Source organism: Desulforhopalus sp., from assembly GCA_030247675.1.
Lineage (GTDB): Bacteria > Desulfobacterota > Desulfobulbia > Desulfobulbales > Desulfocapsaceae > Desulforhopalus_A.
This window is the reverse complement of the sequence record JAOTRX010000002.1, coordinates 1,382,124-1,404,790: the sequence shown is the minus strand read 5'-3', so window position 1 is coordinate 1,404,790 and position 22,667 is coordinate 1,382,124. Positions and strand designations below refer to the sequence as shown.

General features: G+C 54.8%; 22 protein-coding genes. 16 read left to right on the top strand and 6 right to left on the bottom strand.

Annotated features, from left to right (window positions below; translation table 11 throughout):
• Positions 1 to 5 precede the first annotated feature (5 nt).
• A complete protein-coding gene (locus tag OEL83_06130) occupies positions 6 to 485 on the bottom strand; it encodes a YfiR family protein (protein ID MDK9706611.1) in 480 nt (159 codons plus the stop codon).
• An 88-nt stretch (positions 486 to 573) separates the two neighbouring features.
• Positions 574 to 2,598 (bottom strand): TonB-dependent receptor, encoded by a 2,025-nt coding sequence (locus OEL83_06125; protein MDK9706610.1) that lies wholly within the window; start codon positions 2,596 to 2,598, stop codon positions 574 to 576.
• 448 nt (positions 2,599 to 3,046) lie between these two features.
• On the opposite strand from OEL83_06125, the gene OEL83_06120 reads away from it, so the two are divergent.
• Complete coding sequence (locus OEL83_06120) at positions 3,047 to 3,688, top strand: plasmid pRiA4b ORF-3 family protein (GenBank protein MDK9706609.1); 642 nt, start codon at positions 3,047 to 3,049, stop codon at positions 3,686 to 3,688.
• Between the two features lie 184 nt (positions 3,689 to 3,872).
• A complete protein-coding gene (locus tag OEL83_06115) occupies positions 3,873 to 4,586 on the top strand; it encodes a septal ring lytic transglycosylase RlpA family protein (GenBank protein MDK9706608.1) in 714 nt (237 codons plus the stop codon).
• A 137-nt stretch (positions 4,587 to 4,723) separates the two neighbouring features.
• Here the strand turns inward: OEL83_06115 and OEL83_06110 are convergent, their stop codons facing one another.
• Positions 4,724 to 7,561: an autotransporter domain-containing protein gene (locus OEL83_06110; protein MDK9706607.1), complete on the bottom strand. Its 2,838-nt coding sequence runs from the start codon at positions 7,559 to 7,561 to the stop codon at positions 4,724 to 4,726.
• A gap of 39 nt (positions 7,562 to 7,600) precedes the next feature.
• A complete protein-coding gene (locus tag OEL83_06105) occupies positions 7,601 to 8,740 on the bottom strand; it encodes a TIGR03032 family protein (protein ID MDK9706606.1) in 1,140 nt (379 codons plus the stop codon).
• A gap of 323 nt (positions 8,741 to 9,063) precedes the next feature.
• Between OEL83_06105 and OEL83_06100 the strand changes: the two genes are divergently transcribed.
• The 7 genes from OEL83_06100 (at position 9,064) to OEL83_06070 (ending at position 16,590) form a co-directional block, all read left to right on the top strand.
• Positions 9,064 to 9,729 (top strand): CerR family C-terminal domain-containing protein, encoded by a 666-nt coding sequence (locus tag OEL83_06100; protein ID MDK9706605.1) that lies wholly within the window; start codon positions 9,064 to 9,066, stop codon positions 9,727 to 9,729.
• Entirely contained in the window at positions 9,726 to 10,916 is a 1,191-nt protein-coding gene (locus OEL83_06095; protein MDK9706604.1) for an efflux RND transporter periplasmic adaptor subunit, read from the top strand. The genes OEL83_06100 and OEL83_06095 overlap by 4 nt, the downstream gene beginning before the upstream one ends.
• 33 nt (positions 10,917 to 10,949) lie before the next feature.
• Entirely contained in the window at positions 10,950 to 12,923 is a 1,974-nt protein-coding gene (locus tag OEL83_06090) for an ATP-binding cassette domain-containing protein (GenBank protein MDK9706603.1), read from the top strand.
• Positions 12,920 to 14,053, top strand: a complete 1,134-nt coding sequence (locus OEL83_06085; GenBank protein MDK9706602.1) for an ABC transporter permease — start codon at positions 12,920 to 12,922, stop codon at positions 14,051 to 14,053. The genes OEL83_06090 and OEL83_06085 overlap by 4 nt, the downstream gene beginning before the upstream one ends.
• A 5-nt stretch (positions 14,054 to 14,058) precedes the next feature.
• Positions 14,059 to 15,192 carry an ABC transporter permease gene (locus tag OEL83_06080; protein MDK9706601.1) on the top strand — a complete coding sequence of 378 codons (1,134 nt, stop codon included), beginning with the start codon at positions 14,059 to 14,061 and terminating at the stop codon, positions 15,190 to 15,192.
• A gap of 86 nt (positions 15,193 to 15,278) precedes the next feature.
• Positions 15,279 to 15,719, top strand: a complete 441-nt coding sequence (locus tag OEL83_06075; protein ID MDK9706600.1) for a hypothetical protein — start codon at positions 15,279 to 15,281, stop codon at positions 15,717 to 15,719.
• A 190-nt stretch (positions 15,720 to 15,909) separates the two neighbouring features.
• Positions 15,910 to 16,590: a transposase gene (locus tag OEL83_06070; GenBank protein ID MDK9706599.1), complete on the top strand. Its 681-nt coding sequence runs from the start codon at positions 15,910 to 15,912 to the stop codon at positions 16,588 to 16,590.
• Here the strand turns inward: OEL83_06070 and OEL83_06065 are convergent.
• Entirely contained in the window at positions 16,577 to 17,404 is an 828-nt protein-coding gene (locus tag OEL83_06065) for a hypothetical protein (GenBank protein MDK9706598.1), read from the bottom strand. The two genes, OEL83_06070 and OEL83_06065, sit on opposite strands and share 14 nt — an antisense overlap.
• 436 nt (positions 17,405 to 17,840) lie before the next feature.
• Here OEL83_06065 and OEL83_06060 point away from each other — a divergent pair, with 436 nt between their 5' ends.
• The 6 genes from OEL83_06060 to OEL83_06035 all read left to right on the top strand — a co-directional run bounded on the left by OEL83_06060 (position 17,841) and on the right by OEL83_06035 (position 21,311).
• Positions 17,841 to 18,521 (top strand): transposase, encoded by a 681-nt coding sequence (locus OEL83_06060; GenBank protein ID MDK9706597.1) that lies wholly within the window; start codon positions 17,841 to 17,843, stop codon positions 18,519 to 18,521.
• A gap of 237 nt (positions 18,522 to 18,758) precedes the next feature.
• Positions 18,759 to 18,956 carry a hypothetical protein gene (locus tag OEL83_06055; GenBank protein MDK9706596.1) on the top strand — a complete coding sequence of 66 codons (198 nt, stop codon included), beginning with the start codon at positions 18,759 to 18,761 and terminating at the stop codon, positions 18,954 to 18,956.
• Between the two features lie 385 nt (positions 18,957 to 19,341).
• Complete coding sequence (locus OEL83_06050) at positions 19,342 to 19,602, top strand: DUF1778 domain-containing protein (GenBank protein ID MDK9706595.1); 261 nt, start codon at positions 19,342 to 19,344, stop codon at positions 19,600 to 19,602.
• Positions 19,599 to 20,012 (top strand): type II toxin-antitoxin system VapC family toxin, encoded by a 414-nt coding sequence (locus OEL83_06045; GenBank protein MDK9706594.1) that lies wholly within the window; start codon positions 19,599 to 19,601, stop codon positions 20,010 to 20,012. The genes OEL83_06050 and OEL83_06045 overlap by 4 nt, the downstream gene beginning before the upstream one ends.
• Before the next feature lie 38 nt (positions 20,013 to 20,050).
• Positions 20,051 to 20,401 (top strand): MmcQ/YjbR family DNA-binding protein, encoded by a 351-nt coding sequence (locus OEL83_06040; protein MDK9706593.1) that lies wholly within the window; start codon positions 20,051 to 20,053, stop codon positions 20,399 to 20,401.
• Between the two features lie 322 nt (positions 20,402 to 20,723).
• Positions 20,724 to 21,311, top strand: coding sequence for a DJ-1/PfpI family protein (locus OEL83_06035; protein ID MDK9706592.1), 588 nt, complete (start codon positions 20,724 to 20,726; stop codon positions 21,309 to 21,311).
• Positions 21,312 to 21,442: 131 nt separating this feature from the next.
• On the opposite strand, the gene OEL83_06030 is transcribed toward OEL83_06035, so the two are convergent.
• Positions 21,443 to 21,793: a hypothetical protein gene (locus tag OEL83_06030; GenBank protein ID MDK9706591.1), complete on the bottom strand. Its 351-nt coding sequence runs from the start codon at positions 21,791 to 21,793 to the stop codon at positions 21,443 to 21,445.
• 336 nt (positions 21,794 to 22,129) lie between these two features.
• Here OEL83_06030 and OEL83_06025 point away from each other — a divergent pair, with 336 nt between their 5' ends.
• The gene (locus OEL83_06025; GenBank protein MDK9706590.1) at positions 22,130 to 22,582 is read left to right on the top strand and encodes a transcriptional repressor; all 453 of its coding nucleotides are present in this window, start codon (positions 22,130 to 22,132) and stop codon (positions 22,580 to 22,582) included.
• Positions 22,583 to 22,667 lie beyond the last annotated feature (85 nt).

Genomic DNA, 22,667 nt, shown 5'->3' with positions numbered 1-22,667 from the left:
ACCAATTACAGTACCTCAATGGCAAGCTTAAGAAGCGATGAATTGATATGAATGCCACTCTGCCTGGCCTTGCTGTTGTTAATGATAAAGGAGAGATGGTCATCTTTTCTTTTAAATTCAAAAATGCCGCCGGCAGCAGCAAATCCCTCAATATCGCTAACAGTGACAATTGGCTTACCTTCAGTAAAACTGAGAATCCCCCGTAAGTTGTCTTTTTCCGATTTGCTGACAAAAACAAGCTGGCAATTTTCTAGATCGGCAGATGGGGTGCCGGCATACTGCAAGCGGATGGATTTCCCGTAGATCTGTTTCTGATCTACACCCTTGAGGGCCAAACCAAAGGGATCGTCACCGATGATTGCCAGAATAAAATCCGAGCGGTCAGCAGGCCAGAATACTTCCGGCCAGGCAGTGAATTTGGCAAAGTTCAGTAAAAAAGCTACCTTAACCTTCTGCTCCAGATCTTCGTCCGCTGCTCGCACCACCAATGGCCTGCCCAAAAAGCAGATAATCAACAAGGAAAGAAAAATGTGGAAGAAGATAGGCATGATCAACCGCTGCATTTTCAAGTGGCTAAAAACGCCAGGTCAGCTTGCAATAGACACCGCGCTCGATCTCGGTTGCCGGTGTTGAATACTCGGAGATATATTGAAAGCTTTGACCCTTTGTCAGATTCTGACCGGCGAGCATGACCTCAAGATCCTTGCGCGGTGTCCAGATAAGGTTGAGATCAGTTATCAGGTACGCATCTATTTCAGCCGGCCCTGCAGATGCCTGATCGGCCCTGTTGAGGCCCTGTATGCTGTCGACATAGCGAAGCCAAAGGTTCACCTGCCAATTCTCGGCAAGGGACAGTGAGGAACGCATTGAGCCCTGGTGCCGTGGACTCGAATCGTTTAACAGGTAGCTGCCGGCCTCGCGCGGAATGCTGGCGTCTTCAGTCAAGTCCAGTTCGAGATAGGAATAGGTAAGCACGAAAGATAACCGCGATGTTGCCTTCCAATCGACCGCCACCTCAATCCCCTGCCCGGTACCACTGACCGCATTGACGAATACATAATCGTAGCCGGTCGGCGACGGCTGCGGCATAGCAGTATATATTTCTTCGTAATCATTATAGAAAACCGCCACATCAAAGGACAGGTTGTCGCGCGCCTGCCAGCGGTAACCAGCCTCATAGGCATAGAGGATTTCCGATTCGAAATCCGGGTTGCCGGTGAAGGTGACTGTGCCAATGCCCATGGCTGTCGGGAAAACCCCCATGGTGACCCGTCCGTATCGCTCAACGATGGACGGCGTCCGTACTGCCCGGGCAACCGAGGTCCACAGGGAGTGCTGCTCCGCCGGCTTCAACAGCAGCCTGGCGCTAGGCTGCCATTCACTGCCGGTGTAGCCGTTATGTTCGTATTTACTGCCAAGAGTCAACCACAGGGTATTGGCCAGCAGGTTGATTTCATCCTGGAGAAAGGCGCTGTACAGATGATCGGTTCGGTCGGGGAGAGACACCTGAAAGCTCTGATCGAAATCACCTTGAACAACACGATAGCCCGTCCCCATCATCAAATTCTGCCGTTGCCCCCATTTGGTTTCATACTGCAGATCGATATCAAAGGTATTGAAGGCGAGCTTGAATACAGCGTCATCGCGCTCATTGTTATCGTAATAAACCTTCAAGGCAACAGCACTCTCCGAGTCGATTTCCTGACGATACCGGCCTAGCAGATTTCCGCCTTTATTGTTGACCTCATCGTAGAGGGTCGTCATAAAAGGCGGCTGGCTGATCCAGAAAGGCGAGAAGGTCTGGTCGCCGGTGTTTTTGTAGAGATCACCCTGGAGGGTCCATTCCTTGCCGTCGTTTGGCTTGCCGTCCATGCGAAATCCCCCCTGAGCGGACTGCCATTGGTCCCCTGCGTCGGTATCACTGCTCTTCAGGACATTTTCGCCATGATCATTGTAGGTCAAATAGGCACGCCCGTACGCCGTGTCGCTGATTTTGCCGCCGTAACGGGATCCGAACATAAAGGGTTCCTGATTGCCCGCGCCGAGCCTGGCCAGACCACCCTGGGTCTGATCAGCCTTTTTGGTGATGATATTTATGACACCATTCACCGCATTAGCACCCCAGAGGGTGCCGCCCGGGCCACGGATAACCTCGATCCGGTCAATATCCTCCAGCAGGGTATTCTGTGCGTCCCAGAAGGTGCCGCTATACGCCGGTGAGTAGACCGAGCGGCCATCGATCAAAACCAGCAGCTTATTCGAGGTATACCCGGCAAAGCCGCGCGAGGAAACCGACCACTTCGAGGCGCTGATCTTGGCAACCTGCAATCCCGGGGCCATGGCCAAGGCATCGGGAATGGTAGTCACCCCTGACCGGCGGATATCCTCCTGGGTGATGACGAAAACGGCAGCGGCAGCATCGGCCAGCGACTGCTCCTTTTTCGCCACCGAAGTCACTTTGATGTTCATCAACTGAGTAATATCCAGATCCAGATATTCATTGCTTTCGCCGCTTGCGGCATAAATGTTACCCAAACAGCCAAGCCCCAGAACCACGGGCATCATCGCCATAACGATCCTCAATCCACTTTGACTCATAAATGCTCTCTTCAATAAAAAGGGAAACAACCTTCCTGTCCAGGTTTCAGTAACCACCCTCAACCATCTTATACCGCAAGGGCATAAGTTTCGTAAGAGCAGGCAAGCTGCTCTACTCAGCTTTAGAACGCCCTAGATATGGGATACAGCACTCCGTTCCACCAGGACAAGGCACACCCTGCTGAACGTATCAAATCACCCATCCTCTTAATCTATTTATATCAAAAATCTTTCCAGTAAAGCAAATGACCAGACTAGAGACCAGTGGTCATTGCAGGGTTGCGGTAGTCGTTGGCACTGTCAATAGATATAGTGTCCCCCTATTTAAACGGGAAATTTTACCTGCCCACCTTTATTTCCGGAAAGGAGTTGGTATTGTTTTGTCAGGTTTAGGCGGCACCAGCCAAGACATCGCAACTGCAATGTAAAAACGGAAAAAGGAGAAATTATGGCACAGGTGATCAATGGGCTCTTCCCAAAGACCTCTGCAAAGGAAGCTAAAAAAGACGAAAAACCGGTTGCCAGCTACGTCCTCCATATCTCCATCGCCTTTTCCGATCCGCTGATCTGGCGGCGCATCCAGGTGCCCGGTGAATTTACCCTGGCGCAGCTGCACGAGGTCATCCAGAAAAGCATGGGCTGGAGCGGCGACCATGTGCACCAGTTTCTGGTCGGCAAGATCTGCTATGAACCAACTCTGAATCCTGCTGCCTTGCGTGAGGCAAAGCGTTTTGATGAGCACCGGTATAAACTCCACACCCTGGAGGACGACATGGGCTTTCTGTTTACCTACCTTTACAGTGCCGGTGAGGGCTGGGAGCACCTGATCGACCTGGAAGAGGTCGTGCCGCCGACCAGGGAACTGAAATACCCGGTTATCATGGCCGGGGAAGGCGCCTGCCCGCCGGAAAACGTCGCTGATATCCACGAATACCAAGCCCTCCTCGCCACCCGGACAAATCCCGGTAGCAAAAACCATGACAAGCTGTACCAGCTGACCGGCCGTCCCGATTTCGACCCGGACTTTTTTGACTTGGAAGCGGCCAAGAAACGGCTTTGTCCACCCTCCCGGGCCAACGGCCGCAGGTAAAATTGCACTTCGACAGTTTTTTGCCGGAAGCAGCGCATGATTTATCGCCAGGCGCTGCCGGGAAAGATTGGCAGGGAACAGTTCCCCTCAGGATAGCCTTAAAGCTTCGCGAGGCTTCTGCCGATACCCATGATAAAGAACCTCCGAAGATGGCTCTCTAAAAAAAGTACTGGCGGTGTGAATCATGGAATACCAGATACGACGCAGCGACACCATTGCCTACGTCAACAAAATGATGGACAACAACTGGCGTGCCGGCAAGAAGGACAACACGCAGGCGGCCGGCCGTATAGCCGTTACCGGCAACAGGTCAGGCAAGAAGGACAGCCAAGTCACCGGCCGGCAAAGGCCATCATTTGCCGACACCCTGCAAACCACGGAAAACAAGACGGTGGCCAAAAGGAAGGAAGCCTCTGCCGCCACCCGGCAAGAAACGCCGGCCGCCCAGGAGCGGACCCACACCCTCAAGGCGGGGGAAACCGTCTGGGGTCTGGCGGTCAAGGTCTACAAGGTCAATCCGCAGGAGATTCTCAAGCTGAATAATATCACCGACCCCCGGTCACTGCAGATCGGCCAGACCCTGCGCATTCCCGAAGCGAGAAAGCCTGCCGGTAAAGAAGAGGTGGTGGCAAGCTGGTACGGCAGCCAATACCACGGCAAAACCATGGCCAACGGCGACCGCTTCAACATGCACGCCGCGACCATCGCCCACAAGGAACTCCCCTTCGGCACCAAGGTCCTTCTTGAGAATCCCGACACCGGCCAGAAGGTCACGGCAACGGTTACCGACCGTGGTCCCTTCATCGAAGGCCGGGATGTCGACCTGAGCTACAAACTCGCCCAGGCCCTGTCCCTTGATAAACGAGGGGTGGGCAACCTCACCATGGAAGTCCTGTAAGACTGCCGGTCAACACCCTTCGCGGGGTGTTATCCCCTCCCACAGCAGAGGGGACTCTTTTTCGTGCCCCCTTGAGGGGGTGTAAGTACCTTCACGAAATTCATCCTCTGGACAACAAGGATTGAATTTCTAAGGTACTAAAACTTCCAGGCAAGACCGCCGGACAACAGATGGCCGGTTTCCTCATCGGCCAGGGCGGCGGAATAATCCAAATAGAGTTGCAGGTTTACGCCATACTCCACCGCAAGCCCCAAGCCGACCAGGGCGGAATTTTCAACAGGGTCGAGTCCGGTGGCGGTAAAACTCGCCGCCGGATAATCAACGAAACTAGCGCTCATGTCCACCGCATCGTCCTTGAATTGATGGAGGAAATGCAGCCCACCATGCGGTAGAAAGCGCCACTGGCCACTGCCATAGGAACCCAGCAGGCGGGCACCGATTGCCGCGGTCAGCGACTCGGCATCAACACCGCCGACACGCAGGCTGAAATCTCCGGCACCGTTCTCGGTAAAGCCATCTTGATCGAGATATTGATAACTTATAGTGGCGATCGGGCCAAGGCGTGTCCCGGCAAAGGCAAAGTCGTAGCCGCCGGTCAGGGAACCGTTCAGCACGGAGGAATCAAAGCTTCCAGCCGCAGAGGCGGTGAAGGCCGAGCTATCGATGTACCGCCTGCCGCTGTTTTCCAGGCTGGTGAAACCCGCCGAGCCGTCGAGATAGGCGCCATCTTTGCGGATATCGCCATAAACGCCGATATGCCTGCCAGTCACCGTGCCGCTGTGGCCGGGATCATCCCAGGACAGGTCGCTGTCGCTGTAGCCGAGGAGCATTCCGGCCCGGGCAAGGGAACCGATGCGGCGGTCCATGCCGAAGACGACGCCGCCGCTCTCCTGGGTATAGCCGGAGACACCGTTTGCACCGTCGCGGTCCAGCCAGTCCGCAAGGACCCTGCTCCAGACGTTCCAATGCCGCCCGCCTTCGTCATCGGCAAGGATGGTGCGCAGGCCGATTTCCTGCTGCCGCAGCGCCACCACCTCGCCAAAAATCCCCGCCGCCGCAAGCCCCGCCGCCGGGAAAGAGGTGTACATCTCCGGGCTGAGCTCCCTGAGGGTGGCGGCGATCTGCCGCCTGTCCATGGCAAAATCCATATTGATCAGCAATCCGGCCATGTCCCCTTCGGCCACGGGCAGTATGCTATCGAGGGCCGCGCCGACGGCCGTGCCGTTTTCCGTGTCGCCGAAGGTGACGTAGGGAGTGCGTGACAGGATCAGGTCCATTTTACCGCCGTAGACCTGCTGCCGGAAGGACAGGGTCTCGGAGGTGAAGGTGGTATCGATAGAGGAAAACCTGCCATGAATTCCATCCCTTGCCTCAAGGATCCGCCAGCGGTCGCCGGTTGCATATAAAGCCCGCCTGAGAGAGACTAGCAGCCGGGCATCGTCGATCGTCACCTCGCCATTAACCCGCAGCAGGTCGCTGATCCCCCCCGGAGCAAGCTCAACCGCATAGGTGCTGCCGGGCATGAAGTCCACTGAGCCGTTGACCGTCAGGGTGCCGATGGAATGGCCCGGCGAGATCGTGCCGTAGACGATTACATCGCCATAGATATCGCCATTGCCGCCCAGCAGCCCGCCGCGGTTGACGGTAAGCGTGGTGGTCTGCAGGCTGCCGTCGACATAGAGGTTGCCGCGGTAGATTGTCGTCGTACCGGGGGAGACAACCCAGTCGCCGGTAAAGGTCGTGCTGCCGCCATAAATCCCAATATTTTCAAAGTTGATATAATTGCTGCCAAGAAAACTGGCATGTACCGTTCCCATATTGTTAAAACCGAGAGTATCGCTACCGGGCCCGCCATCGGCAATACCGCTGAACGACGAGCCGCCTACCCGGATAAAGGTGTCGCTGCCGTCTCCCAATGCCACCACGTCACTATTCAGCGTACCGGCCAGATTGACCAGATCGTTTTCAGGGCTGAGGATAATAAGGCCAGTAACCGTCGCTCCACGATCGATATTGACTGTAGTCGGAGACATGAAGGCTGCAATGGCCATAGCTCCGGGCGACCCGGAAAAGTTTTGCACCTGCCCTTTGATGTTTATGGTCGATGGCGCGCCGTAGAGGCCGTAGGCAACAATGCCGGCCGCTCCACCACTGACCATCCCAGAGGTGGTTATGGTGAGCGGACCGCTGCCTTGGTTTATGGCTTGTATACCGAACTGGCCTCCCGATACATTGGCGGCGGTAATGGTGAAAGTGGTGCCCGAATTTATTCCAATGATACCACCGTATGCTCCGGTGACCGTACCGTTGGCGGTGATTTCCAATGCCCCGCTGCCGAAGTTGGCCCCACCTATCCCAAGTGCCCCTCCCGATACGTTGCCGGCGGTAATGGTAAGGCTGGTCGCCATAATATTATTCTGTGCGAAAATGCCGTTGCCTGCACCGGTAGTAACCGGGCCGCCAGCGGTGATTGTCGTGGCCCCGCTACCGAGGTTCATTGCTTCTATACCACCGGTTCCGCCAGAGACGCTTGCCGTTGAGATAGTCAGATTGGTCCCGGTGGTAATCGCTATGATTCCTGGGTCACTGATACCCGTCACAGCTCCACTGGTGGTAATCGATAGCCCGCCGCTGCCTACTGCCTGGGCTACAATGCCCGCTTCGGCACCGGTAATATTCGAGTGGTTGCGATCGATGAAATTCAGATTGCCGGTGCTTTGCAAAAACATGGCGTCACCGCCAGTTATGCTGGTATCGATACCGAATCCCGGCAGTGTTTTTACCGTCAAAGACGTGAGTAGGGTGCGAGTGATGGTAAGATCATCCCCTGGTTGCGCCGTCCCGCCGCAGAGATAGCTGCCTCCGGCACCGGTGCAACTCCCCGCCAGGGCGCGACCATAGCCTGAGGATAAACTGACCAGAAGGACGCCGGCCTTAAGACATACATCTAGCGATTTCTTTGGTGTTTTCAGCATGTAAAACCTCTCTTTCTCGTTGACAGCAACTGCTATTTGTTACTCCGGATTGCCGGCGACAGATACCAACAAATCATCTTCAGCATCATGGGTGACCAGGGCGGCGGCATCCGGCGAACTCGGGCTGACCGCCATAGGACAGCGGCAGCCGGGGATGACGGCGACGTCGAACAACTCTCCCACCGCCCCGTCGATGCGCAGCCAGTCGACGCAACAACGTTTTTGCAGGTCGATGACCTGCACCCCGCACCACGGTTCGGAATCGGCGGCCTTCAGGCGCCGGTCGAGGTCAAGCCCCTCGAAGCGTTTGTACCTCGGCTTCGACAGACCGACAAAGGCGAAGTTGTCATGAAAGGCCAGGCCACGGAGAAAACCGGGGCAAAACACCCGGGGTTCAAACCGCCCCATGCCGGTGCCTCCGGCGCTCGGCTGAACCACCCCCAGCTCCCCGGTCCCGGCATTAACAATCCACAGCTCGCCACCATGCAGTCTCGGTGAGTGCGGCATGGACAGGCCCTCGCAGATGATCCGGTTCGATCGCACATCGATGACGACGCCACCGTCACCACGGCGGTCACGCCAGCCATCAATGGTGTCGGAGCGGCTCACTGCGGTGACATATGCGGCACTGCCGCCTTCCATGGCAAGGCCATTGAGATGACAGCGGTCTTCACCCACCAGGCTGGAGATAAAGGCGGGCTTCCACACCATCTTGAAACTATGTTTTGCTGACAATGTGGCCAGGCAGTTGTAGCGGGTATTGACAAAGACGATCCGTCCGTCCGCTTCGACGCCGACGTCATGGGCATCAAGCTCACCGGTGATATGGATGGTCCTTGGCATATAACAGGCGTCGAAGCTCTGATTGACCAGTTCATGGGGTTGCAGGACATTCGACAATTCGATTATCTGAAAACCAGCCGCCAATACCAGCCCGCCCCTGCCGTTCCGGGCCAGACCCATCGGTTTGATTATGGCGCTCTGGTGGAGATGGGCGCCGCCGCCGGGCAGGACTCCCAGCATGTACAGAAGATTGGATTGGTATGAGGTAAAGGCGAGGGAAAGGTTCAGCTGTGCCAGGCGCGCCGCCATCCCGGCCGAAAGGGAGTATTCGACGGCCGGCGCCTCTGTGGTTGGTGGGGTCGATTCGGGTGGCTGGTTTGCCGGTACGTTCTTCATGGTATGCAAGAGATCATCGTCGGCCGCCGCCCTTTGGCACCCGGAAAAGGTTATGAAAATACCACATTGCCACCCTCTTATAATTTGAAAACAATATTTTCACTCATACAAAAATCTGTCCGTATTATCAAGGAGTTTTCCACGTCAACCGGTAAGCTCCCGGACTGGTTTCTGGTGGAATTCATACTACACTGCAATCGAACCGAAGGGTGTCCAGACACCCGATTGCTACCGCCGCTGCATCTCATGGATAAATTCCCCTTGCTGCATTTAAACAAATGTTTTAGTCTTCTGTTTTAATCAACCCCAGCAAAAGGAAGACTATGAGCGACAACACTGCCACGACCAAGGAACGGATTCTCCTTGCCGCCAGCGACATCTTCGGTGCCAAGGGCTTCAAGAATGCCACCATCCGCACCATCGCCCAGGCCGCCGAAGCGAACATTGCCGCCATCAACTACCACTTCCGGGACAAGGAAGGCCTTTACGGCGCCGTTCTGGAAGAGGTCTTCCATCAGGGCTTTACCCGCTTTCCGGCAACCATGAATCTTGGCCCGGAGGCCAGCCCGGAAGAGCGCCTGCGGGCCTTTATCCGCTCAATGTTCTACCGCCTGCAAAGTAAAGAGGGCTGGGGTGGCATCGCCGGAAGGGGTAAGCTGATCGCCCGCGAACTCCTCGATCCGAGCCCGGCCTTCGAGGCGATTCTTGACCGCTATATCAAGCCGCACCGCAACCTGCTGGTCAGCATCATCATCGGCATCATCGGCGGCAACCCCGGCCCGGAAAAGCTCCTGCCCTGCGCCATCTCCATCATCGGCCAGTGCATTTACTACGCCATGGCCTCGCCGGTCATCCGCATAATCAGCGTCGACAACGCCCCCACCGAGGACAACCTTGACCGGCTGGCCGACTTCGTCTGGCACTTCTCTTTGGGTGGCATCGCCGCCATCAGCCTTCCAACTCCTGCCGCGACCAAGGAGGCAGTATGAAAAAGCGTCTACGGATCATCATCCCCCTGATTTTGTTGGTTATCATCGGGTTCAATATCTACAACTACCTGAAAGACCGTAAAGACGCGACCACCCTGCGCTTCTCCGGCAATATCGAGGTGACCGAGGCGCAGATGAGTTTCCGCATCCCCGGGCGCCTGGCCGAACGGACGGTAAACGAGGGCGACACGGTGCACCAGGGACAGGTGCTCGCCCGGCTCGACAAAAACGACCAGACCATCACCCTGGCCCAGGCCGAGGCCAACCTGGCCTACGCCGATGCAGTACTCGCCGAACTGGTCGCCGGCAGCCGCAGTGAAGACCTCGACCGGGCGGCCGCCCGGGTCAATCAGGCCAAAGAGAGCCTGACCGAACTGCAGCGCGGTAACCGCAGCGAAGATATTGAGCGGGGCAAGGCTGAGCTGGCCAGCGCCAGGGCCGCCGAACAGTCGGCCATCGTCCAGGTCAAGCAGGCCAGGACCGACTTTGACCGCTACGACAAGCTCTTCAAGGAGGGCAGCGTCAGCAAGACCGTCTTCGAAACCTATCAGAACGGATTGGAAACCGCGGAAAACCGCATGAAGGAAGCGGCAGCCAGAACCAGGGCGGCAAGCGAACAGCTCAGTCTTCTCAAGACCGGGCCGCGCGTCGAGCAGATCGACCGGGCGGCGGCGGCCCTCAGGCAGGCCGAGGCGGAATACGCCCTGATCAAGGCCGGAGCGCGCCAGGAGAGCATCGACCAGGCGCGGGCCAAGGCCAAGGCAGCTCAAGAAGGCGTTAATCTGGCCCGGCAGCAGCTCAGTTACACCGAACTCCTCGCCCCCATGGACGGCGTCGTTCTCAGCACGGCGACCGAGGCCGGCGAATATCTCAATCCCGCCTCGCCGGTGGTGACCCTTGGCGCCACAGGCAATCCGTGGCTGCGTGCCTATATCCACGAAAAGGATCTGGGACGGATCAAGCTCGGCATGGATGTAGCGGTGCATACCGACTCCTTCCCCGACAAGACCTATCCGGGCAAGGTGACCTACATCGCCGGCCAGGCGGAATTTACCCCGAAGACCGTGCAGACCTTTGAGGAACGGGTAAAGCTCATGTACCGCATCAAGGTGGCCCTTGCCAATCCGGATGGCGAGCTGAAGCCCGGCATGCCGGGCGACGGACGCATTGACATGTCCGGTCGCTAACGCGGCATCGCTGCGCCCATAACGAGACCTGCCATGATGCCAGAATCCGACCACAATCAGGCCATCCCGGCCATTATCGCCGACACGCTCACCAAGAGCTTTGCCACCAATGTCGCAGTCCACGACCTGTCACTGACCGTCCACCCCGGCGAGATCTTCGGTCTGGTCGGCCCGGACGGTGCGGGCAAATCGACGAGCCTCCGGATGCTGGCAACGATCATGAATCCGGACTCAGGAACCGCCAGGGTGGCGGGTTTTGACATCACCACCGAGGCGGCGCAGGTCAAGGATCACCTCGCCTATATGAGCCAGAAATTCGGTCTGTACCAGGACCTCACCGTCGGCGAGAACATCGATTTTTATGCCGACCTCTACGGCATGAGCCGCAAGGGCAGGCAGCAGCGAACCATGGAACTCCTTGATTTCAGCCATATGCGGCCCTTTATCGACCGCCGCGCCGGCGACCTGTCGGGCGGCATGAAGCAGAAGTTGCAATTGGTCTGCGCCCTCATTCACACCCCGAAGGTGCTGCTGCTTGACGAGCCGACCAACGGCGTCGACCCGGTCAGCCGCCGCGATTTCTGGCGCATCCTCCATCGCCTGCGCAAAGATGGGGTGGCGATCCTGCTGTCCACCGCCTACCTCGACGAGGCGGAACGCTGCGACCGGGTCGGCCTCATCGACCACGGCCGCCTACTGGCCACCGGCACGCCGCTTGAGATCAAAAAACTCATGGAAGGGCGAATTCTTGCGATCAAGAGCAGCAAGGCCCGCCCCGTCGTCGACGCCCTGCGCGGCCTGCCCTTTACCAGAAGTGTCAACCTCTTCGGCGACACCGTCCACCTGGTCTGCAGGAACGTGGAGGATTGTCAGGAGGAGATTACCACCCTGCTTCACCAGACCGGCGCAAAGTACCAGCAAATCCGCGAGATTGAGCCGTCGCTTGAAGACATCTTCGTCAGCCTCCTCGACAGCGATGGCGAAGAGGAACAGGGCACGGCCAGGGAACAGTTGATCATCGGTACCGGCGCGGTAAAGGACGACCAACCGGCAGTGCGAGTCGAACACCTCACCCGCCGCTTCGGCAGCTTTACCGCCGTTGACGACATCAGCTTCACCGTCCAAAAAGGCGAGATCTTCGGTTTCTTAGGCCCCAACGGCGCCGGCAAGAGCACCACCATCCGCATGCTCTGCGGCCTGCTCGGCCCGACCTCCGGCAACGGCACGGTCGGCGGCTGCGACATCCGCCGGGAGGCGGAACAAATCAAGCAGAACATCGGCTATATGAGCCAGAAATTCTCCCTCTACGAGGACCTGAAAGTCAGCGAGAATATCGACTTTTACGGCGGCATCTACGGCCTTACCGGCAAGAAACTCGCCGAGCGCCGTGATTGGGCCCTGGCCATGGCCGGCCTGGTCGAACACCGGACGACCATTACCGCCATTCTCAGCGGCGGCTGGAAACAGCGACTGGCCCTTGCCTGCGCAATCCTCCACGAGCCGCCGATCATCTTTCTTGACGAGCCGACCAGCGGCGTCGACCCTCTGAGCCGCCGGCGTTTCTGGGACCTCATCTACGCCATGGCCGAACAGGGCATCACCGTCTTCGTCACCACCCACTATATGGAAGAGGCGGAATACTGCGACCGCATCGCCCTGATCTACGGCGGCAAGATGATCGCATCCGGTTCGCCCCTGGACCTGAAGACCAGGGCAATGCACGACAAGATCATCGACCTGCGCTGCGCCGACCCGGAGGGGCTGATCGGCCCCCTGAAGGCCCTGCCGGAGATCCGCGACGCCTCGCTGTTTGGCGCGGGCCTGCACCTCGTCACTCCGGACGCCCCTGCCGCCGAGGCTGCGGTACGGGCACTTCTTGCCGAACGCGGCATAGGCAACGCGGTTATCGAGACCATCATGCCGAGCATGGAGGATGTCTTCATCTCACTCATCGAAGAGGTCGACCGGCAAAATGCCGAAGACCCGGCCGGAGGGTCCAGGTCATGAAATTCACCCGCCTGACCGCCGTCGCCCGCAAGGAAACCCTGCACCTCATCCGCGACTGGCGCAGTTTAACCCTTGCCCTGGCAATCCCGTTACTCCTCATCCTCCTCTACGGCTACGCCTTGACCCTTGATCTGCGCAATGTCCCAACCGCCGTTTGGGACCAGTCACGCAGCCCGGAAAGTCGCGAGTTGCTCAGTCTCTTCACCAGTTCGCCCTATTTTTCCCTGAAGACCAGCCGCGACAACTACCAGGAACTGCAGAAGGACCTCGACAGCGGCCGGGTCATGGTCGCCGTCGTCATCCCCGGCGACTTCGCCGCCAAGGTCCAGGCGGCAAAGCCGGTGCAGATCCAGATCATCGGCGACGGCAGCGACGCCAACACCTCGCGCCTAGCCATGAATTACGCCAGTAACATCGGGGCAATCTACGCCCGCACCGTCGCCGCCGAGCAGATGCTTCTCAAGGGGCGCGGCAAGCTGAAGCAGCCGGTCGATCTCGAACAGCGCTCCTGGTATAACCCAGGCCTCCGCAGCCAGAACGTCCTCATCCCCGGCATCATCGCCCTCGTTATGATCGTCGTCGCAGCACTCCTCACCAGCACCACCGTCGCCAAGGAATGGGAAACCGGCACCATGGAGCAGCTCATCTCGACGCCCCTGCGCGGGCCGGAACTGATCTTCGGCAAGGTCGTCCCCTATTTCGCCATCGGCATGATCGACGTTGCCATGGCCGTCGTTATGGGCAAGTGGGTCTTCAACGTGCCGATCGTCGGCAACGCCGCCCTGCTCTTTGCAATGTCGTCGCTGTTTCTGACCGGCGCCCTGTTTTTCGGGCTCTTGTTGAGCATTAAACTAAAATCCCAGGTCCTCGCCAATCAGCTGGCGATCATCACCGGCTTTCTGCCGACCCTGCTGCTCAGCGGCTTCGTCTTCGCCATCGAGAACATGCCGATCCCCCTGCAAGGCCTGACTTATATCTTTCCGGCGCGCTATTTCATCGCCATCCTCCGCGGCATCTACCTCAAAGGCATCGGCCTTGAGATCCTCTGGCTGAACGCCCTGTTTCTGGTGATTTACGCGCTGATCATGATGGTCGTCGCCAACCGCAAATTTTCCTTCAAGCTGGAGTAGCGACCATGGAAGCGATGTGGCGACGCCTGTTGTGCATGCTGGTCAAGGAATTCCTGCAGATGCTCCGCGATCCGCGGATGCGGGTGGTGATCTTCGGCACGCCGGTTATCCAGATGACCGTCATGGCCTTTGCCCTGACCACCGACGTCAACAATATCCGCATGGCGGTCCTCGATATGGACAAGACGCCGGCCTCGCGGGAGTTCATCAGCGCCTTTACCGCCGGCAAATATTTCCGCATCTCAGCGACCTTGACCGGTCAGGACGAGATCACCCCCATCCTCGATCGCGCCGAGGCACGGGCGGTGCTGCACATCCCGGCGAGGTTCAGCAAGGATCTGTACAACGGCCAGACAGCAAAGGTCCAGCTCCTCACCGACGGCACCGACAGTAACAGCACCGCTATCGTCCAGGGCTATGCAGGCTATATCCTTACCGACTACAACGACCGGATCCAGAAAAAGCGTCTGGCCAGGAAGGGCATCGACCCGCCGGTACAGATCGACACGGTTAGCCGCGCCTGGTACAACCCCAACCAGGAAAGCCATTACTATTACGTGCCGTCGCTGATCGCCACCATGCTCTTTATCTTCAGCCTGCTGCTGACCAGCATCGGCATCGTCCGGGAAAAGGAGATCGGCACCATCGAGCAGGTCATGGTGACGCCGATCCGCCGCACCGAGTTCATCCTCGGCAAGACCATCCCCTATATGATCACCGGCTATATCTCCATGACCTTTATGCTGATCGTCGCCTATCTGGTCTTCGGCGTCCATGTCCGCGGCAGCCTGCTGCTGCTCTACGGACTCACCGGCGTCTACCTCGCCGGCAATATGGGCATCGCCCTGATCATCAGCGGCAGCGCCCATACCCAGCAGCAAGCCCTGCTCACCAGCTTCCTCGTGCTCATGCCCTCGGTCATGCTCAGCGGCTTTCTCTTTCCGGTCACCAATATGCCCGAGTCGATCCGCATCGCTACCTTCGGCAATCCGATGCGCTGGTACCTGGAGATCCTCCGCGGCATCGTTATGAAGGATGTCGGGGTGACCGCCCTCTGGCCGGCGATCCTCATCCAGGCCGGTTTGACCGTGACTTTTCTAACGGTTGCAGTGGGGAGGTTTAAGAAGACGTTGAAGTAGCGAAGTGATAGAAATACTGTTCCCAGAACCAGTGGATTTCTCCTTGCAGAGAAGATAAACGGCCCCCAGAATACGAAGGTGAAAAAATGTTAAATTCAATGGAAAATTGGCATGGCAAGGGGGTTAGAATTTGGTTGATGTCTTTGTGTTTTCTATTTTTAACTTTTCTCACTCAGGATGCTGTGTCTGACAATGCTTCTGGGTTTGAATTTAATGCAGTTACGGCAGAAAAATATGCGCAGGGAGCTTTGATAGAATGCTTTAAAAACCCACCAAGACCTACAGAAGTTGATGCAGCTATAAAAACAAAGCCTATTATCCTTAGTGGAATTAATAAAGAAGGGAGAAAACTGGTCTTAGTTCTATACCGAAAAAATAGTGGTGCCTTTGCTGTCGGATTATTTATTAATAAAGATGGATTTCTGGAGATTGACTCCCGAGCTGAAACAAAACAATCTATCGAGGAACTAAAGGATCAATTTAACATAGAACCTTTCACATGGGGAGGAATGGAAGGCGATGAATAAATTGAGTTCTTCAGTCCCGCTGTCCGGAGATCCGGGAGTTCCGAAGAGTTCCGGGGACCACAGAGTTCCGCAAGTTCCGGGGACAGTCCCAAGTTCCGGGGACAGTCCCAAGTTCCGGGGACAGTCCCAAGTTCCGGGGACAGTATACTTATCATTGACAATAATTGCCTCATTTTGATATACCCTAAACATGGCAAGAATAGCGCGTGCAGTAGCCCCTGGCTATCCACATCATATCACCCAGCGTGGCAACCGTCGTCAGCAGACTTTTTTCTGCGACGACGATTACCTGGCGTATATCGAACTGATGACACAATGGTGCAGCGTGTATCATGTCGAGATCTGGGCCTGGTGCCTGATGCCGAATCACGTTCACCTTATCGCCGTACCGCAAAATGAGGACGGCCTGGCACGTGCTATCGAGGAAGCCCATCGCCGCTACACCCGGCTGATCAATTTTCGTGAGAAATGGCGAGGACATCTGTGGCAAGAACGATTTTCCTCGTATCCCATGGATGAATCGTATCTCTTGGCAACAGCCCGATATATTGAAATGAACCCGGTTGCTGCAAAACTTGTGCAAAACCCCGAGGATTACCGATGGAGCAGTGCTCGCACCCATCTCGCTGGAGAGGACGATCAACTGGTAAAAGCCATGCCTCTGCTCGAGTTGGTTCCCGATTGGCGCAATTTTTTAATGCTTACACCGCAAAATGAAGTCGATGGGATTCACCGTCATGAGCGGACAGGTCGACCGTTGGGAAGGGAGGGTTTTATGGAACAAATGGAAATTGCCCTCAAAAGAATTTTAAGTCCGCAAAAACCTGGGCCTAAGAAAAACACCATGCCACCGCCCCTTACCAAGGGTTAGATATACTGTCCCCCGAATACACAGGTTTTGTTTTGCGCAGATTGTCACATGGACAAACCTGTTTCTCAAGTTTATGGAACTTACAGACCTTGATACATTCTTCATAAGAATTCATGGAGCTAACGTTGAATCCAACCCAGCCGTCTTTTCCATTAGAAATCATTTCCGGGCAACTCACAATTGAGCTCTTATATGTCTTTTTTACAGGCACTGGCTCCCGTCGAATAGTCTGATATTCTGGTTGTTGTAAAATTCGATTCAATTTTTTAACCATCTCAGCAGGCACCAGTCCTTGCTTGACCAGCACCTCCTCTTCACCTTTTGTTTCAATTGTTACATTGATATCTTTAAGCTCGGCTGGGAACTCTTCCAGCGGAATCCTTTGCCATACTGACCCATCGTATTTGAAAAACACATAAGGCGGGTTTGGCCGGCCCCATTTGTTATAAGAAAGGCAAAGGTTTGGAACGGTTACGACATAGGGCGTATCATATAAAACATGTAAAGCCAGCAATTTAAAATTGGCTCGCCCAACATCCTGGCTGTATTCACTCTTCCAAGTAACGACCCTAACTGAACCCGGCAGAGTAAATGAAATTACATGCTCATTAATTGGTGAAGATTGACCAATCTCGTGCCTTCCCCCATAGCTTTGGGAACGCTCAATAATAATTTTGCTGCCATCGTTTTGTAAGACCTCTTCCTTCCAACTCGCCGAATTTCCAAGGCCGAGTAACGCGCAACCGTTCAAAACGGTAATCGTAAAAAGGAAAAACGAAACGCTCAATAAGTGGTTTTTCATCTTGTAATTCATGTAGAAATCTCCGCTAATTAAGGCCTCGTTCTCACAGAAGTCGCGCCCACCGCTGAGAAAGGCCAAGCTGTTGTTGACCAACAGCAGAATGCTAACAAAACAACAGAGCCATGGATAACAGACAACAACCAGCTAGTATCAAAAGAGACAGGCAAATGCTTGCTCCGAACGCCATAGCATTTTTAAATGCTCCTATATGCGGAATTCTGCGAATGTCTAACAAATTCCAACTACTTTCTCAATAGGTATAAATACCTATCTTGCCTCCTGTACCGCCCTGGCCATCCCGCTGCTCCTCATCCTCCTCTACGGCTACGCTCTGACCCTTGATCTGCGCAATGTACCCACCGCCGTCTGGGACCAGTCACGGTTCCGAGTTCCGGGGACAGTATACTTATCATTGACAATAATTGCCTCATTTTGATATACCCTAAACATGGCAAGAATAGCGCGTGCAGTAGCCCCTGGCTATCCACATCATATCACCCAGCGTGGCAACCGTCGTCAGCAGACATTTTTCTGCGACGACGACTACCAGGCGTATATCGAACTGATGACACAGTGGTGCAGCGTGTATCATGTCGAGATCTGGGCCTGGTGCCTGATGCCGAACCATATTCACCTTATCGCCGTACCGCAAAATGAGGACGGCCTGGCACGTGCTATCGGGGAAGCCCATCGCCGCTACACCCGGCTGATCAATTTTCGTGAGAAATGGCGAGGACATCTGTGGCAGGAACGATTTGCCTCGTATCCCATGGATGAATCGTATCTCTTGGCAACGGCCCGATACATTGAAATGAACCCGGTTGCTGCAAAACTTGTGCAAAACCCCGAGGATTACCGATGGAGCAGTGCTCGCGCCCATCTCGCTGGAGAGGACGATCAACTGGTAAAAGTCATGCCTCTGCTTGAGTTGGTTCCCGATTGGCGCAATTTTTTAATGCTTACACCGCAAAATGAAGTCGATGTGATTCACCGTCATGAGCGAACAGGTCGACCTTTGGGAAGGGAGGGGTTTATGGAACAAATGGAAATTGCCCTCAAAAGAATTTTAAGTCCGCAAAAACCTGGGCCTAAGAAAAACACCATGCCACCACCCCTTACTAAGGGTTAAATATACTGTCCCCGGAATAACGTGGTTCACTCAAAAACACCGCCCATTTTTCATGTTTACCAAAAGTTGCCGATTTCTTAGCACAGCCAAGCAATTTTGAGAATCACTCTTAATTAAAATGAACCATTCACCGATATAAAGCTACATACAAGCAAGAGGAGAACATCGCCCCACCGAAGGTTCTTCCCGATCGCAACATGAGCAACCAAGTCAAAAAGACAAAATACGAGGGATATCATGACAACTCAAAAAAGCTTCCCCGTGCTCTCTGATGCCATGTACAATTACCGCTTCGTCACCATTACCCTGACCAACAGTCAGTCGGCCAGAGGCTGGATCACACACATTTCCGATACCGGTTTCGTCATCGGAACACCCCCAACAAAACGGAACCGAATCAATTTCGACCGTGTCGAATCGGTGAAGATCTACTAACCTTCCTGCACTGCCCTCGCTTTTACCTAACAAATACAGCCGCCCATGACAAGAATAAACTGCGTGGATGGGTGGTATGCTTTTCATTGTCATTTTTCGCACATTTCTGATTTGCCATTGGCAACTTGGGCATCTTCCATGGCATCGTCATGAAAGACGTCGGCGTCACCGCAATCTGACCGACGCTCATGGCCCAGACCCGCCTGTCTGTGATTTTCTGACGATAGTAGTGGATAGTTTTAAGGAGACGCCGAAATGACACGGGTAATTGGGTACTTGCGACCTCGGTGTTTGCGAGCAGACCTTTTGACTCTTGACAAGATCGTATATGAATGCATAAAATGCAATCATAACGAAGGCATTTATTGCACACAAGGAGACGGACATGGGATCACTATCTATCCGCGGAGTTGACGAGAATCTATCAGCATTACTAAAGGAAGCGGCTTCTTTGGAACATAAAAGCATCAATCAGTTTGTTCTCGATATCATCAAGAAGCAGGTGGGGATGCATAAGGAAAAACGCTTCACCCAAGAATGGCATGATTTGGACAAGCTGTTTGGTAAATGGTCGGAGGAGGATTTTCACCGTATCCAGGGCAAGATCGCCAACGAGCGGCACATAGACGAAGAGCTGTGGAAATGAACAAAATTCTTATAGATACCAACATTTACTCCTATGCCATGCGGGGTGATTCGAGGGCAGTTGAGGTGCTGCGCAAAGCTGTCCATATCGGGATCAGCGTTATTTCCATCGGTGAACTCTTCTCCGGTTTTAAGGGTGGCAGCAAAGAAAAGGAAAACCGTAATGAGCTCGGGATTTTTCTCGACTCACCACGGGTGTCTCTTTACGCCGTCGATGAATACACCGCGGAGTATTATTGCGCCATTCTCAACCAGTTGAGACTCTCCGGCACCCCCATCCCTACCAATGATATCTGGATCGCAGCGGTGGCATTTCAGCATGGGCTGCCACTCTACACACTGGATAAACATTTTTCCAATGTCGAGGGCTTGCTGCTGCGCTATTGCCACGACGAAACTGAAAACCCCTGACTGGTGGGCAACAACCAACATTACATGAAAAGGCCGGAATGGATACAAACACACTGGAGAAGTTTCTAGAAAGCTTTAAAGCCGCGGAACGAAGTTTCCCTTTCGGGCCGGAGGCACTGGTTTTCAAGGTAATGGGCAAGATGTTCGCCCTGGAGTCGCAGGGCGAGGAGACGCCGCGGGTGACGCTGAAATGCGATCCGGTCGATGCGGCCAATCTGGTTGACCAGTTTGCCTCTATCGTCCCGGGCTACTATATGAACAAGAAGCACTGGGTCACTATCTCGCTGACCGGCGAGGTGCCGGAGGAAATGATTCTTGACCTGGCGGGTGAATCCTATCGGCTGGTGGTGGGAACGCTCAGTAAAAAACACCGGCAAGAGCTCATTTGAGTTTTCATCCGGTCACGGGGTGTTGCCTTGGCGGGACACTTGCTAAGACGCACAGTGTGAAATCCCGGTTGCCGACTACCGAACTGTTCTTATTGTACCGCAAGGGCATAAGTTTCGTTTGAGCAGGTAAAACTGCTCAACTCAGCTATATACCGCAAGGGCATAAGTTTCGTTTGAGCAGGTAACGCTGCTCAACTCAGCTATATACCGCAAGGGCATACGTTTCGTTTGAGAAGACAAGCTGCTCAATTCAGCTTTATCATCTGAGTAGCGCTCGCTACCGTGCAGTATTAATACAATCAATTCAACAGGAGGGGAAACGATGGCAACAAAGAAGATTTTAATGTTGGTAGGTGATTTTGTTGAAGATTACGAGGCAATGGTACCGTTCCAGATGCTCCTTATGGTCGGCCACAAAGTCGATAGCGTCTGCCCGGATAAAAAACCGGGTGATACGGTGAAAACTGCTATTCACGATTTTGAAGGTGATCAGACCTATTCCGAGAAGCCTGGTCACAATTTCATGATAACCGCCGATTTCGCTGCTGTTTCCGCTGCCGACTTTGACGCCCTGGTGATCCCCGGCGGCCGCGCCCCCGAATATCTGCGCCTCAATCCGAAGGTTATTGAACTGGTCCAGGGTTTCCACAAGGCCAAAAAACCGATTGCGGCCATCTGCCACGGCCCGCAGATCCTGGTGGCAGCGGGAGTGCTTGCCGGCAAGCAATGTGCTGCCTATCCCGCCTGCGGCCCGGATGTGGCGGTCGCCGGCGGCACCTGGGTCGCCAATAACGACACCTTCTCCAATGCCCATGTGGACGGCAACCTGGTCACCGCCCCCGCCTGGCCTGCCCATCCGGAATGGATCGCCAAATTCCTCAAGGTGCTGGGCACTGAGATAAAGCCTTAAGGCCTATTCTCTAAAACCCGTCTCACCTGCGCATTCACCAAACAGGATTGCAGTTCGGATCTGTCCGGTGAATGCGCAGGATAATGAGGGTCAGAACAAAGTCATTCTACCAATATAAAGGCTCCGCCGACTTACTCGTAGGTCGCTACCGGTTGTCCTTTTTCAAAGGCAAGGGTTACGGTTGAGATCTCGGTAAGCTTCAAACGCGGCCATTCGAGCGAGTCGCCGGCTTGATCAACCACCTTGATGTCCCAATAGGCAGCTTTTTCCTTGCGGCCAAACTGGATCTCCACCTCTTCACCATCAGGCAGGGTATCCACCGTCAGCACATCCTCCCCCCAATCGTCCATCTTCGCAGGACTGACATACAACTCATGGATTTCCACGCCGGTATGATTGACCAGGGTGAAATCCTGATCACCGGCAAAGGCCGAACCTGCCAGCAGTACGGTGAACAACAGGGCCAAAAGAATCTTCTTCATGGATACAAACTCTCCTTGTAAATGGGGAAAAAGATATATGTTCTCAAGGGCTTCAACCAAGAAGTCGCCGGAACTTTTCTGTCTGGGCACTGCATATCAAGGCTCGGGGATTTTTACAAGGCATCAATTTGTAAAGGTTAGCTGAGATAGTTGCCGTGCACAACGCAGAAAGCATTGCCATCCGCCTGTTCGGCGGGCGCCTGACCGCTCTCAGGCATATTTGACAAATTTCTTTTTACGCTTATACGATCTCTTAGCAGAATCTGAAATACGGCCCTTGACAAGCAGTTATTAACGGATAATTATTCTCCATAGAGAAACAATCTTGGTGGTGCGATGGATAGAAAGCGGGAAGAATGGGCGGAACAGCGGATGGCAGCCATGGTGCAGCGTCTCAAGGAAACTGAGTGTCGCATTACTCCACAGCGGCTGGCCATTCTTGAGGTGCTGGTACAAAGCGATGGCCATCCTTCGGCGGAGGATATCTACCGGCAGCTGGTAAAAAGCTATCCGACCATGAGCCCGGCAACAGTCTACAAGACCCTGTCCCTCCTGAAAATTAAAGGGGAGGTGCTAGAGCTTGAGTTCAGCGATCTGGCCAATCGCTATGACGGCAAAAAGCCCTATCCGCATCCGCATGTCATCTGCACCGCGTGCGGACTTATCGTCGACCAGACCCATGACGGCCTCGAAGAGATCATTGGCCGGGTCATGGCCGAGACCGGTTTTACCATATCCACGCATCGGTTGGATTTTTTCGGCATCTGCCCAAACTGCCGGGGCAAATGACCCACAGCAACATCCGGTGCCCACTGTACATCAGGCAGTTGTTCGTAGGATGCATTCCATGCACCTTCATCTCTATGTGCTCATT